Here is a 13258-nt window from a genome sequence, read left to right as displayed (position 1 = left end):
CCCTAGCCCATCTGGCGGCGGAGCGAAACACGCCTTATGCAGGCGCCCCATGGCGAAAGTAGCATTCATCGGGCTGGGCGTCATGGGCGCGCCCATGGCAGGGCATCTTGCGAAGGCGGGGCATGAGGTGACCGTCTACAACCGGTCTTCGGCCAAGGCCGATGCCTGGGTGGAACGCCATGGCGGCAGCAAGGCCGGAACCCCGCAGGAGGCCGCGCGTGACCGCGATGCGGTGATCGCCTGCGTCGGCAATGACGATGATCTCGCCGCCGTCACCATCGGCCAGCAGGGCGCTTTTCGCGTGATGAAGCGCGGCGCCGTGTTCATCGATCACACCACCGTTTCCGCCCGCATCGCCCGCCAGCTCGCCGTCGAGGCGAAGGATCTCGGCATCTACAGCGTCGACGCCCCCGTGTCCGGCGGCCAGGCGGGCGCCGAGAACGGCACGCTTTCGATCATGTGCGGCGCGCAAGCCACCGCGTTCGAGGCGGCGCAACCCTATATGACCGCCTATGGCGCGCGCATCGTCCATGTCGGCCCGCCGGGTGCCGGGCAGACCACCAAGATGGTCAACCAGATCGCGATCGCGGGCGCTGTGCAGGGCGTGGCCGAGGCGCTGCATTTCGCGCAGCATGCCGATCTTGACCTCGACAAGGTGTTCGAGGCGATCTCCGGCGGCGCCGCATCGAGCTGGCAGATGGTCAACCGCTGGAAGACGATGGCGGAAGACCGGTTCGATTTCGGCTTCGCGGTTGACTGGATGCGCAAGGATCTCGGGCTGACGCTGGAAGAGGCGCGGACCAACGGCGCCAGCCTGCCGGTCGCGGCGCTGGTCGATCAATTCTATGCCGAGCTGCAGGCCGCCGGCGGCGGACGGCTCGACACCAGCTCCCTCGTGCGCAGGCTGCCCAAGTGAAGATGAAGCGGTTGGCGGCGGCGGTCGGGGCGACCGCGTTTCTCCTCGCATCGCCCGCCTTCGCCGACGGCATGATCGACAATGTCAACGGCATCACCCTCGATACCGAGGGCAAGGTGGTGCGCTTCACCGGCATCGTCATCGATCGCGAAGGCAAGGTCGGCAAGCTGCTCAAGCGCGGCGACAAGCGCCCGCGTGACAAGCAGCTCGACTGGAAGCGCGACGGCAAGGGCGCGACGCTGCTGCCCGGCATGATCGATTCGCATGCCCATATCCTGCCTCTCGGCTTTTCGGCGCTGTCGCTGGACCTGTCGGACACCAGGTCGCTCGCCGAGGCACAGGCGAAGATCGCCGCCTATGCCAAGGAGAACCCGGCGCGCCCGTGGATCCTGGGCGCCGGCTGGAACCAGGAACGCTGGGGCCTCGGCCGCTTCCCGACTGCGGCGGAACTGGATGCCGTAGTGGGCGACAAGCCGGTCTGGCTGAGCCGCGTCGATGGCCATGCCGGCTGGGCGAACAGCGCGGCGATGCGCGCGGCGGGCGTGACCGCGGCCACCGCCGCCCCCGCCGGCGGCCGCATCGAGAAGGCGGGCAACCAGCCTTCCGGCATCTTCGTCGATAGCGCGATGACGCTGCTCGAAAAGGCGGTGCCGGCGCCGCTGCCGCGCGACCGCGACAATGCGCTGCAGAAGGCGCAGCAGATGCTGCTCGCCAACGGCGTAACCACCGTTGCTGACATGGGCACCTCGCTCGACGACTGGATGGCGCTGCGCCGTGCCGGCGATACCGGCCAGCTCCGCGTCCGTGTGCTCTCCTACGCGGGGGGTGCGGACGTCATGCAGACGATCGGCGGAAGCGGCCCGACGCCCTGGCTCTATTTCGACAAGCTGCGGCTGGTGGGCGTCAAGCTCTGGCTCGATGGCGCGCTCGGATCGCGCGGGGCCGCGCTCAAGGCACCCTATGCCGATGCACCGGGCGAGCGCGGGCTGCAGATGCTCGATGAGACCAAGCTGCGCAACCTCATCAGCCGTGCGTCGATGGACCGTTATCAGGTCGCCGGCCACGCGATCGGCGATGCCGCCAACGCGCAATTGCTTGGCGCGATCGAGGAACTGAGCAGCGATTTCACCGGCGATCGGCGCTGGCGCATCGAACATGCCCAGATCGTCGATCCGGCAGATCTGCCGCGCTTTGCCAAACATGGCATCATCGCCTCGATGCAGCCGATCCACCAGACCAGCGACCGGCAGATGGCCGAAGCGCGGCTCGGCCCCGACCGGCTGGGCGGCGCCTATGCGTGGCAGTCGATCCTGCGCGCGGGCGGGCGGCTGGCGTTCGGATCGGATGCGCCGGTGGAAACCCCAAACGTCTTCGCCGGCCTCTATGCGGCGATCACGCGGCAAGGGGCGGACGGCCAGCCCGCAGGCGGCTGGCACCCCGAGGAAAAGCTCAGCCGCGAGCAGGCGCTGGCGGCCTACACCACCGGCGGCGCGTGGGCGGGCTTCGCCGAGGATCGGCTGGGGTCTTTGCTGCCCGGCCGCCGCGCCGACTTCATCCTCGTCGACCGCGATCCGCTGACCGTCGCCCCCGAGGCACTGCGCGAGACGAAGGTGAGCGAGACGTGGGTCGGCGGCTACAAACAGTATCCGCTCGACGCCGCCCCCACGACACCGGCGCCCGCGCCAGCGGCAAAGCGGCAATGACCGCTCCCAGCCGCGCGCCGCGACCGGTCGATCCCGCCTCGCTTGCGCCGGCGCGGTTCAGCGCATAGGGCGGCGGGATGCGCCGCCTGATCGTCGCTTCGCTGCTGGTGCTCGCCGCCTGCGGTGAGACGTCCACCCCTACCGATACCACCGGGGACAGCCCCGATGAGCCTGGCCTTGCGCAGGGCGATGGCGGCAACGCCGCCGATGCGCCTGAACCGATCGCGCTGCAGAGCCGCGAGCCGGCCTGGTTCTATCGCGACGATCCCGGCGGCGGGCTGGCGCTCTATGGCGAATCGGGCGGACAGGGGCAGTTCGCGATCCGCTGCGACCGGCGCGGCCGCCGTCTGCTGCTGCAGCGCGCCGCCGGCACGACCGACGCCGCCGAACTGACGCTCGCGATCGGCGGCAGCGAAACCCATTATCCGGCGCGCGCGCTGGCCGGCGGCACGCCCCGGCTGCAGGCGGTCGCCTCGCTTGACGACGACGCGATCGAACAATTGCTCGGTGCCAGCACGCTTGCCGTCAACGCCACCGGCACGCAGCCGCTGCAGGTGCCGGTCAACGGCACCGTGCGCCGCGTGATCGAAGGCTGTCGCGCGCCGGTGCGCCAGGCGGCGGTAACCGATGGCGCGCGCTTCCGGGGCAGCCTGCCCTGCACCGACTGCGCGGGGATCGATCTGGTGCTGAGCTTCACCGCGCGCGGCCCCGAGACCGAGCGCTATCGGCTGGAACGGCGCCACCGCGGCGGCGGCACCGACCTCACCGAAGGCAGCGTCGAGCTTATCGGCGAGGGCGATGCTCAAAGCTATCAGCTCACGCCCGACAATGGCGACGCGCCGATCATCGTCACGCGCGGTGCGGATGGCGCGCTGTCGTTCCCGTCGGAGACGGGCGATGGCGGCACGGTGCGGCTGACGCCCGAATCCTGACCGTTCAGGGGCGGTCGATCGCGTCCAGTACCATGTCCACGGTCAGCAGTTGCGGAAGTTCCTTCGGACCCTCGCCGGGGCCGTAATAGAGGTAGAGCGGCACGCCGCTGCGGCCATGGCGTTCGAGGAAGCGGCTGATCGTCGCGTCGCCCTGCGTCCAGTCCCCCACCAGCACCGCCACCTTGTTGCGCGAGAAGGCCTCGACCACGCGCCGACGCTGCAGCACCGCCTTCTCGTTGACCTTGCAGGTCACGCACCAGTCGGCGGTGAAATAGACGAACACTGGCCGTCCCTCCGCCTGCAGCGCAGCCAACCGGCGCTCGCTGAAGCGCTCGTCCCCGGGCACGCCGCCTTCATCGACATGGACCGCGACATGCGGCAGCAACACCAGCGCGGCAACCGCAAGCGCGAGCGCCGGCACCATCGGCAACCAGCCGCGGCCGCCGCCCGTCCACTGCCGCCGCCCCGCCCACCATAGGGCGAGGCCGACTGCGAGTGCGGCGCTCAACCCCAGCGCCAGCCCGTCGACGCCCGCCTGACGGCCGAGCACCCAGGCGAGGCCGAGCGCGGTGATGAACATCGGGATCGAGAGGATCCGCCGGAACCGTCCCATCCATGGGCCCGGCTTCGGCATACGCCGGCGCAGTGCGGGCACAAAGGCGATGAGCAGGAAGGGCAAGGCGAGCCCGAGTCCGAGCCCGCCGAACACCGCCAATGCCGCCGGCCAGGGCAGCGCCAGCGCGGCGCCCATCGCCGCCGCCATGAACGGCCCGGTGCAGGGGGTAGCGACGAAGGCGGCGAGCGCCCCGGTCCAGAACGCGCCGGCAGCGCCACCCTGCTGCGCCAGCCGCTCGCCGCCGGCGATGCTGCCGACCTCAAACAGCCCGGCGAGGTTGAGCGCGATCGCCAGCACCACCACCAGCAGCAGCAGGATGATCCTCGGATCCTGAAGCTGGAACGCCCACCCGACCGCCTCGCCCCCCGCCCGCAGCGCGAGCAGCAGCCCGCCCAGCAGCAAGCAGGTGAGCACGACGCCGCCGGTATAGGCCAGCGCCTCGATCCGCGCGCTGCGCTCGCCACCGCCTGCGCGGATCAGGCTCAGCGCCTTCAGGCTGATGATCGGAAACACGCAGGGCATGATGTTGAGCAGCAGCCCGCCGAGCAGAGCGCCGCCAAGCGCCAGCAGGATCGTCATCGGCAACCCGCCGGCCATCTCGGTCGATTCGCCCGCGGTCAGCGGCGTCGCCGCGGCATAGGCGGCGGCGTTGACCGCGCCGGGCCGCGCATGGAGCGCCAGCCCCCGGCCGCCGCCGATCGCCAGCACGCCGTCCAGCGCGGCGGGCGCGCCGCCGCGCAGCGTCGCCTCGACGAACACCGTGTCGCCCTTGCGCCGCACCGCCTGCGGCGCGGCATAGTCGATCGCGCCCTCGGTCAGCGGGAAGAAATAGGTTTCGCCGATATCGGCGGAGGCCGGGATCGGGATCGCCAGCCGCAGCTTGCCCGCCTTCGCCTCGAACAGCGCCTCGCCGCCCAGCGGCCGGGGCAGCGCCATCCGCCAAGCGTCGAAACGCCCGCGCCGCGCGGCATCGACGATGCCGTCGCCCACCACAAGATCCAGCGCCAGTTCGGCGCGCTCAGGCACGCAGATCTCGTCGGTGCAGGCCAGCCAGTCGGCCTGGACGCGGATCGGCAACGTCGTGCCCGGCGTCAGCCCTGCCGGCACCTCAAGCGTCACCAGCTGGGCATAATCAGCCTCATAGACATAGTTCATCAGCCCGGCGACGATCAGCCGCTGTGGCACCGGATAGCGCAGCGGCGATACGGTGACGCCTGCGGGCAAGGTCCATTTCAGCCGCATGCCGAGGCCGGCATCGCCGGGATTGGCCCAATAGCCATGCCAGCCCGGCGCGGGCTTCATCTCGAACGCGAGCGCGACGACACCGCCGGCGGCCGGTCGATCCGATTCGGCGACCAGCGCCGCCTTGATGTTGGGCCGGCCGCCGGGGGCTGGAAGCTGCGCCTGCGCAAGCGGCGCAAACAGCATCAGAAGCAACGACGCGAGTGCGATCGTCATCAAGCGGAAACCGTTCACCGCCAACGAACCTGCTTGCCGCGCTGCCATCGCCGGTTTCATTAGCGGTGTGAGAGCCCGTTCGCCAAGGAGTCATTCGTGAAGTCAGCCCTTCGTTTCGCCGCAACCGTGTCGGCGTTGCTCTGCGCCACGCAGGTGCAAGCCCAGGCGCCCGCGCGGGCGCCTGCCCGGCAGAATGCTGCGAAGCCCGCGCCGCGGCTGGTTGTCGCCATTTCGGTGGACCAGTTCTCGGCGAACCTCTTTGCGGAGTATCGCCAGATGTTCCGGCTGGGCATGAAGCGGCTGACGCAGGGCGTGGTCTTCCCCTCGGGCTATCAGAGCCATGCCGCGACCGAGACCTGCCCGGGCCATTCGACGATCCTCACCGGATCGCGCCCGTCTCGCACCGGCATCATCGCGAACGACTGGATCGATCTGGGTGCGGGGCGCGCGGACAAGGTGATCTATTGCGCGGAAGATCCCACCGCGCCCGGTTCGAGCTCCAAGAAATATGTCGTCTCGCCGAGCCATTTGAAGGCGCTGACGCTGGGTGACCGGATGAAGGCGGCGGCCCCGGCCGACCGCGTCGTCTCGGTCGCCGGCAAGGATCGTGCGGCGGTGATGATGGGCGGCCACCAGACCGACCAGATCTGGTTCTGGGGCGGCAAGTCGTTCGTCACCCTACCCGATCGCACCGGCGCGGCGCCCGCCACCGTCGGTCGCGTCAACGCAGCCGTTGCCGCGACCATCGCGAGGCCGGAGAAGGTCGTGCTCCCTGCCGAATGCCGCAGCCGCGCGGTCGCGGTGCCGATCGGCGCCGGCAAGTCGGTCGGCGTTCCGGTCGATCGCAAGGCGGAGGATTTCAGCAGCTTCCGCGTCGCCGCCAGCTTCGACGCCGCCACCACCGACCTTGCCATCGGCCTGATCGATGAGATGAAACTCGGCCGGGGCCAGGGCACCGACGTCCTGACCATCGGGCTCTCGGCCACGGACTATGTCGGCCACGCCTTCGGCACCGAGGGTGGCGAGATGTGCGCGCAGCTGATGGGGCTCGACGCCAATGTCGGCCGCATCCTCGATGCGCTCGACGCCACCGGCACGCCCTATGTCGTCGCGCTCACCGCCGATCATGGCGGCCATGACCTGACCGAGCGCAACAAGGCCCGCGCATTCCCGGATGCGCAGCGCGTCGATCCGAAGCTGAACTCCGACGAGATCGGCAAGGTGATCGCGACCGAACTGGGCATCACGCTGGATGGCCCGCTGCTCTATTCGACCGGGCCGTTCGGCGACTGGTATGTCTCCCGCAAGCTGCCCACCGCTTTGCGCCCGCGCGTGATCGCGCTGGCGCAGGCGAAGCTGCAGGCGCATCCCCAGATCCAGACGGTGCTGACCGCCGACGATCTGCGCCGCATGCCCAGCCCGCGCCCGCCGGTGGAGGAATGGTCGCTCGCCGAGCGCGCCCGCGCCTCTTTCGATCCGGAGCGCTCGGGCGACCTGATCGTGCTGCTGAAGCCGCACGTGCTGCCGATCCCGGACCCGACCAAGGGCTATGTCGCGACCCACGGCTCGCCCTGGATCTACGACCGCCGCGTGCCGATCCTGTTCTACCGCCCCGGCACCACCGGCTTCGAGCAGCCGCTGGGCATCGAGACCGTCGACATCCTGCCCACGCTCGCCGCGCTGATCGGCCTCGACGTGCCGGCCGAAGAGATTGACGGCCGCTGCCTCGACCTCGACGCCGGCCAGGCCGACACCTGCGCGAAATAGGCATGAAAAAACCCTCCCGCTTGCGGGAGGGTTTGGGGAGGGGCTGTCAGACGACGGCGCCAATCCCGAACAGGCCCTCCCCCGCCCCCTCCCGCAAGCGGAAGGGGAGAAGGGGCAAGGCCGACAGCCTCAGTCGCCCGCGCCGGGCTCCGGCGAGAAATATTTCTCGAACTTGCCGGTCTCGCCCTTCATCGCGTCGGCGTCGTCCGGGGTCTGGTCGAGCTTGCGCGTCACGTTCGGCCATTGCGCCGAATAGGTCGCGTTGAGTTCCAGCCACTGTTCGAGGCCGCTCTCGGTATCGGGGAGAATCGCTTCCGCCGGGCACTCGGGCTCGCACACCCCGCAATCGATGCACTCGCTGGGGTTGATGACGAGCATATTCTCGCCCTCATAGAAGCAGTCGACCGGACACACCTCCACGCAATCCATATATTTGCAGCGGATGCAGGCGTCCGTAACGACGTAGGTCATTGTCTCAAAGCTCCCCGGGGAAACGTCCCGTGGCGGCCCCGCTAAGGTTCGCGCCCCGGCGCGTCAACATCTTCGCCCTTGCTGCAAGTCGTTCGCAGCACCGGCGGTGACAGATCGGCATAGCATTTTCCGGCTTCCGGCGCTGGTCCGCGCCGTGTCGGCAGCGCCTCGACGCGAATCACCCGCACCCGGCCGTTGAGCGCGAAGGTCAGCACATTGCCCAGTCTGACCGGGGCGTGCGCGCGATCCACCACGCGGCCGTCGATCCTCAGCCGCCCCTCCTGCGCGATCGCCTGCGCCAGCGACCGCGTCTTCACCAGCCGCACGAACCACAGGAAGCGGTCGAGCCGCTGGCTCGGCCCCGCAGTCCCGCTCGGCCCGGCCGGGTCAGTGGCCATCCGCCGTCCGCCATTCCGCCAGCACGGCAAAGGCATTGCCCGGCCGCTGGATCGCGCGACGGCGCGGCCGCTGCACCCCGCGCCACACCCAGCGCGGGCCGGTGCGGCCATCGTCCGCGGCATCCGCGGGGCGGAAGCCCAGCGCCAGCATCAGCTGCGCAAAGCTCGGCGGGCGCAGACCCAGCGACGTCGCCAGCCCCGGATCGGGGCTGAACGGTGCGCGGCCGCCGCTATCGCCGCCGGTGCGCGCCTCATGGGCGATTCGCGCCAGCCGCTCCACGAGGTCGATCCGCAGCATCTGCGCGCCGAGCGGACGGTAACCGGCGCGCACCGCCGTCTCGAACCGAACCGGATCGCCCGGCGTCGCCACCGCCGCGGCGCCCGCCTGCGGCAGTTCGGGCATGTCGCCCCCCTCGTTCGCCGCGATCAGCGCCAGCCGCCAGCGCGCGGCCTCTGGCTTCAGCAACACCGGGCAGAAGATGTCGAGCGTGCCGATCTTTACCCCGAGCCGCGCTGCCTGCTGGCGCATCGTGCGATCGAGCGCCGCCACCGTCGTATCGAGATTGGCGCGCGCGGCGATGCCCCCGGCGTCGGCGAGCGGCGCATAGAGCGCCCGCATCTGCGGCGGCACCTGAGGGTCGCGCGCCGCCGCCGCCAGCGCGGTCACCGGCTTCAGGTGGCGCCGCGTCTGCGCCTGCAGCCAACCCGCGAGCCGCTCGGTCACCACCGAGCGGTCATCGGCGGAGAGCGCGTCGAGCGCCTTGTAGAGGCGGACGTGCGGCTGCAGCAGCCCCCTGCCCTTCTCCAGCCGCGCGACGATATCGCCGCGCCAGAAGATCGCTACCGGGCGGCCGACATCGGTGGCGAGCGTGAACTCCTCGTCGGGCGCCGCGGCAAGCTGCGTCGCGCGGCGCGAAAGCTCACCGCCCAGCCGTCGCTCCGCCGCCGCCATCAGCCGCTTCATGTCGCCATGCCGGGCCTGGTGATCGACCCGGAAGCGGAAGCCTTCGAGATGGCCGATATGCTCGCCGCCCACCAGCACCGCGCCATCCGCTTCGACCGCCACCGGCAGCGCGTCATGCCCCTTGGCGCCCAGATCGCGCATCAGCACCGAGGTGCGGCGATCGACGAAGCGCTGCGTCAGCCGCTGGTGGAGGGCGTCGCTGAGCTTTTCCTCCAGCGTGCGCGTGCGTTCGGCCCAGCGGCCGGGTTCGGCCAGCCAGTCGGCGCGGTGCGCGATATAGGCCCAGGTGCGCGCCGCGGCGATGCGATCGGCAATCGCCTCGACGTCGCCCTGCACATTGTCGAGCCGCGCGATCTCGTCGGCGAACCAGGTCGCCGGGATATGTCCCTGCCCCTCGCTCAGATGCCCATAGATCCGGCTGACCAGCCGGCTGTGTGCCTCGGCGCCGGTCTTGCGGAAATCGGGCAGGCCGCATGCGGCCCACAGCCGGCGGACGGCGCGTTCGCCGCGCGCGCGGGCGCCGACATAGGGTTCGGCCGCCAGCCGCTTGAGCACCGCGAGGTCCACTGCCTGCGGTGCCGCGCGCAGTTGCGGCCGATCGGGCCGCGCCTCCAGCGCCTCGATCAGCCGGTCGACGCTCGTCATGTCGGGATTGCCGTCGCGCCAGAACAGATGGTCGAGCGGCGGGAAGCGATGCTCCTCGATCGCCTCGATGTCCTCGGGCAGGAAGCGCCGCCCCTCATTCCCCTCCAGCGCGAGCTCGCCGAAAGTGCCGTCGCGCTGGTGACGTCCGGCGCGGCCGGCGATCTGCGCCATTTCGGCGAGTGTCAGCCGCCGCCGGCGCCGCCCGTCGAACTTGGAGAGCGAGGCGAAGGCGACATGTGCCACATCCATGTTGAGGCCCATGCCGATCGCGTCGGTAGCGACGAGATAATCGACCTCGCCTGCCTGATACATCGCGACTTGCGCGTTGCGCGTGCGCGGCGAAAGCGCGCCCATCACCACAGCAGCACCGCCGCGCGTCCGCCGCAGCATTTCCGCCACCGCATAGACCTCCTCGGCGCTGAACGCGACGACCACCGAGCGCTTGGGCAGGCGGCTGAGCTTCTTGGCGCCGGCGTAGCTGAGCGTGGAGAAACGCGGGCGGGTGATGATTTCCGCATCGGGCACCAGCGCGCGGATCATCGGCCGCATGCTTTCGGAGCCGAGGATCATCGTCTCCTCGCGGCCTCGGGCGTGAAGCAACCGGTCGGTGAAGACATGACCGCGCTCGGGATCGGCGCCGAGCTGCGATTCGTCGAGCGCAACGAAGGCGAAGTCGCGCTCCATCGGCATCGATTCGGCGGTGGAAAGGAACCAGCGCGCGCCTTCGGGCACGATCTTCTCTTCGCCCGTGATCAGCGCGACTTCCTTGGGGCCCTTGATCGCGACGACACGGTCATAGACCTCGCGGGCCAGCAGGCGCAGCGGAAAGCCGATCATGCCCGACGAATGGCCGCACAGGCGCTCCACCGCGAGGTGGGTCTTGCCGGTATTGGTGGGCCCCAGCACGGCGGTCACAGCCGATCGGGCGAACGCGCTCATGCAATGATAGATCGGACCGATCGGCCTCAGGCGCAAGCGGCGATTTCGAGCCGCCGACCCGGTTCAGCCTCCCTCCGCCGACAAGCGCCGGCGGAGTGGGAGAGAGAACGGACATCAGGATGAATCATTTCCAGATCGGCGCTCAAGTGTCCGCGACCTGACAAAGCATTGCTGCAGCGCGCCAGGGAGCGCTAACAGCGGCGCGCGGTTGACCGGGGGCGCCCATCTATCTACCTCCCGATGCATGACAACGCCGTCGCGCTGCGTATATATCCGCTGATGACCTCGCCGAACATCGTTCTCGTCGAAGACGATCCGCCCTTGCGGACGCTGACTGCGCGCGCGCTTCAGGAAAATGGCTATCGGGTGCAGACCGCGTCCTCCGCACCGGAGATGTGGATCGCCTTCGAGAATGGGCATGTCGATCTGCTGCTGCTCGACATCATGTTGCCGGGCACCAACGGGATCGACCTGTGCCGCGAGATTCGCCGTCGCAGCGACGTGCCGATCATCTTCATCAGCGCCAAGAACAGCGAGGCCGATCGCGTAATCGGGCTCGAACTCGGCGCCGACGACTATCTCGCCAAGCCCTTCGGCGCGCGTGAGCTGGTGGCGCGCGTCCGCGCCGTTTTGCGCCGTGGCGGGCTCGAGCGCCAGCCGTCCGGCCCGCGCGACAATGAGGACAGGTTCGACGGCTGGGCGGTCAACTATCCGCGGCGTGAGCTGAAGTCGCCCGACGGCGCGATCGTGCCGCTGACCGGCGCCGAGTTCGACCTGCTGGCGAGCTTCCTCGGCCAGCCGCAGCGCGTGATCGCGCGTGAGCGGTTGATCGAGCTGTCGCGCACGCGGCTGGGCGATTCATCCGATCGCAGCATCGACGTGCTGGTCAGCCGGCTGCGTCGCAAGCTTTCGACCGAGGACAAGCCGGCGCCGATCGTCACCGTGCGCGGTGTCGGCTATATGTTCAACGCGACGGTCGAGCGCAGCTGAGCCGCTGGCGCAATCGGCGGCGCGGCGATACTGATCGCGTAGAACAACAACCCGGCTATCATCCCGTGTTCGGAACGACCCGGCATCATCTGGGCCTGCTCGGCCGGATCCTCGCGATCCTGCTGCTGACCGTCGTCATCGAGTTCGGCGCCAGCACCGTGCTCTATGAACGCGCGGCGCGCCTGTCGCTGCGCGAGGACGAGGCGCGGCGCCTCGCCGAGCATCTCGTGATCGCGCGCAAGCTGATAGACGAACGGTCGTGGAAGCAGCGACCGCAGATGGCTGGCGAGCTGACCACCGATCGCTACATCCTCCACTGGGGACCAACGCCGCTGGTACCGCCGCCGCTCTCGGCCGAACTGCGCGCGATGCGCCGCCAGATCGTGGCGTGGGAGCCTGAACTCGCCAAGACCGACCTCAGGCTCAAATTGCTTTCCCCAGGGCGCAAGGCGACGGTGATCGGCGACTTGCGGCTGCCCGATGGCAGCTGGATCCATTTCACGGCCAAGAACCTCGTTCACAGCTGGGATCTGGCGTTGGGCCGCGTGCTGTTGGCAATGATCCCAGCGATGGCCTTGCTGGTGCTGGGCGCCTTGCTGATCCGCCGCGCGCTCAGTCCGTTGCGCCGGCTGGCGCACGCGACAGAGCGAATCGGCCTCGGCGAGGAAGTGCTGGTTCGCGAAAGTGGTACGTTCGAGGTGCGCGACGTCATTCGCGCGTTCAACGCGATGCAGTTGCGCATCCACCGCCTGATCGACGAGCGTACCGAGGCGCTGGCCGCGGTCGGCCATGATATCCGCACCCCCATTGCCCGCCTGCAGCTTCGGCTCGATTCGGTGCGCGACGAGCAGGTCCGCGACGCGATCCAGGGCGATCTCGACGAGATGGACGGCATGATCGCCTCGCTGCTCGCCTTCCTCGGCGGAGAGCGCGACCCCGAACAACCCGTGCTGACCGACCTTGCCGTGCTCGCGGCAACAATCGCCGAAGAATGCGCCGACCGCGGCTATGATGCGAGCTACGAAGGTCCGGACCATCTGAGCTTCCGGATCAGGCCGTTCAACATGCGGCGCGCAATCGGCAACCTCGTCGGCAATGCGCTGCGCTATGGCGAACGCTGCGTGGTTTCGGTCGCGGTCGCGGAGAATGAAGTGCTGATCCGCGTCGACGATGACGGCCCGGGCATCGCCAAGGACAAGCTGGCGGAAGTGCTGCAGCCTTTCACCCGACTGGATACCGCGCGCCAGCGCGATACGCAGGGCCTCGGCCTTGGCCTCGCGATCGTCGTGCGCGCCGTCGACATCGAGAAGGGCCGGCTGACGCTTACGAACCGCCCTGAGGGGGGGCTGCGCGCGGAAATCGCACTACCTACCGCGTAGCAATGATTTTTAACGCTACCGCTGCGTCGCAGCAAACACGGTTTTCTAGCTCCATGGCAAGGCGCGCGCATCGCGCGCAA

At 69.4% G+C, this 13258-nt stretch carries 10 protein-coding genes and 1 pseudogene; 7 read left to right on the top strand and 4 right to left on the bottom strand.

Annotated elements, in window-relative coordinates; all coding sequences use genetic code 11:
- The first annotated feature begins 49 nt into the window (after positions 1-49).
- From FHS96_RS16060 to FHS96_RS16050, 3 genes are all read left to right on the top strand, one after another.
- Entirely contained in the window at positions 50-916 is an 867-nt protein-coding gene (locus tag FHS96_RS16060; RefSeq protein ID WP_429593580.1) for an NAD(P)-dependent oxidoreductase, read from the top strand.
- 2 nt (positions 917-918) lie between these two features.
- Positions 919-2619, top strand: coding sequence for an amidohydrolase (locus tag FHS96_RS16055; protein WP_429594113.1), 1701 nt, complete (start codon positions 919-921; stop codon positions 2617-2619).
- A 77-nt stretch (positions 2620-2696) separates the two neighbouring features.
- Entirely contained in the window at positions 2697-3551 is an 855-nt protein-coding gene (locus FHS96_RS16050; protein ID WP_429593577.1) for a hypothetical protein, read from the top strand.
- Between the two features lie 4 nt (positions 3552-3555).
- On the opposite strand, the gene FHS96_RS16045 is transcribed toward FHS96_RS16050, so the two are convergent.
- On the bottom strand, positions 3556-5625 hold the full coding sequence (locus tag FHS96_RS16045; protein WP_429593574.1) for a protein-disulfide reductase DsbD family protein: 2070 nt from the start codon (positions 5623-5625) through the stop codon (positions 3556-3558).
- A gap of 96 nt (positions 5626-5721) precedes the next feature.
- Here FHS96_RS16045 and FHS96_RS16040 point away from each other — a divergent pair, with 96 nt between their 5' ends.
- The gene (locus FHS96_RS16040; protein ID WP_429593571.1) at positions 5722-7392 is read left to right on the top strand and encodes an alkaline phosphatase family protein; all 1671 of its coding nucleotides are present in this window, start codon (positions 5722-5724) and stop codon (positions 7390-7392) included.
- A 129-nt stretch (positions 7393-7521) separates the two neighbouring features.
- Here the strand turns inward: FHS96_RS16040 and fdxA are convergent, their stop codons facing one another.
- The 3 genes from fdxA to FHS96_RS16025 are packed head-to-tail and all read right to left on the bottom strand — an operon-like array spanning position 7522 to position 10809.
- Positions 7522-7863: a ferredoxin FdxA gene (gene fdxA, locus FHS96_RS16035; protein ID WP_429593568.1), complete on the bottom strand. Its 342-nt coding sequence runs from the start codon at positions 7861-7863 to the stop codon at positions 7522-7524.
- A gap of 41 nt (positions 7864-7904) precedes the next feature.
- Positions 7905-8261: an RNA-binding S4 domain-containing protein gene (locus FHS96_RS16030; RefSeq protein ID WP_429593565.1), complete on the bottom strand. Its 357-nt coding sequence runs from the start codon at positions 8259-8261 to the stop codon at positions 7905-7907.
- A complete protein-coding gene (locus FHS96_RS16025; protein WP_429593563.1) occupies positions 8251-10809 on the bottom strand; it encodes a helicase-related protein in 2559 nt (852 codons plus the stop codon). Before FHS96_RS16025 ends, FHS96_RS16030 begins: the two co-directional genes overlap by 11 nt.
- Positions 10810-11088: 279 nt before the next feature.
- Between FHS96_RS16025 and FHS96_RS16020 the strand changes: the two genes are divergently transcribed.
- The 3 genes and pseudogenes from FHS96_RS16020 (at position 11089) to FHS96_RS16010 (ending at position 13178) form a co-directional block, all read left to right on the top strand.
- Positions 11089-11799, top strand: coding sequence for a response regulator transcription factor (locus FHS96_RS16020; protein ID WP_429593560.1), 711 nt, complete (start codon positions 11089-11091; stop codon positions 11797-11799).
- A 278-nt stretch (positions 11800-12077) separates the two neighbouring features.
- Positions 12078-12533: pseudogene (locus FHS96_RS16015) on the top strand (HAMP domain-containing protein); the annotation flags it as partial.
- Positions 12528-13178 carry an ATP-binding protein gene (locus FHS96_RS16010; RefSeq protein ID WP_429594110.1) on the top strand — a complete coding sequence of 217 codons (651 nt, stop codon included), beginning with the start codon at positions 12528-12530 and terminating at the stop codon, positions 13176-13178. The pseudogene FHS96_RS16015 and the gene FHS96_RS16010, both read left to right, overlap by 6 nt.
- Positions 13179-13258 lie beyond the last annotated feature (80 nt).

Origin of the sequence: Sphingomonas zeicaulis, from assembly GCF_050433225.1 — a bacterium.
GTDB lineage: Bacteria > Pseudomonadota > Alphaproteobacteria > Sphingomonadales > Sphingomonadaceae > Sphingomonas_D > Sphingomonas_D zeicaulis.
The sequence above is the reverse complement of the archived record's forward strand: the minus strand, read 5'-3'. Positions and strand labels throughout refer to the sequence as shown.

Coding starts and splice junctions, on each gene's coding strand:
- fdxA (WP_429593568.1), bottom strand. CDS start 7,863: ATGACCTACGTCGTTACGGACGCCTGCATCCGCTGCAAATATATGGAT.
- FHS96_RS16055 (WP_429594113.1), top strand. CDS start 919: ATGAAGCGGTTGGCGGCGGCGGTCGGGGCGACCGCGTTTCTCCTCGCA.
- FHS96_RS16020 (WP_429593560.1), top strand. CDS start 11,089: ATGACCTCGCCGAACATCGTTCTCGTCGAAGACGATCCGCCCTTGCGG.
- FHS96_RS16025 (WP_429593563.1), bottom strand. CDS start 10,809: ATGAGCGCGTTCGCCCGATCGGCTGTGACCGCCGTGCTGGGGCCCACC.
- FHS96_RS16045 (WP_429593574.1), bottom strand. CDS start 5,625: ATGACGATCGCACTCGCGTCGTTGCTTCTGATGCTGTTTGCGCCGCTT.
- FHS96_RS16050 (WP_429593577.1), top strand. CDS start 2,697: ATGCGCCGCCTGATCGTCGCTTCGCTGCTGGTGCTCGCCGCCTGCGGT.
- FHS96_RS16060 (WP_429593580.1), top strand. CDS start 50: ATGGCGAAAGTAGCATTCATCGGGCTGGGCGTCATGGGCGCGCCCATG.
- FHS96_RS16030 (WP_429593565.1), bottom strand. CDS start 8,261: ATGGCCACTGACCCGGCCGGGCCGAGCGGGACTGCGGGGCCGAGCCAG.
- FHS96_RS16010 (WP_429594110.1), top strand. CDS start 12,528: ATGCAGTTGCGCATCCACCGCCTGATCGACGAGCGTACCGAGGCGCTG.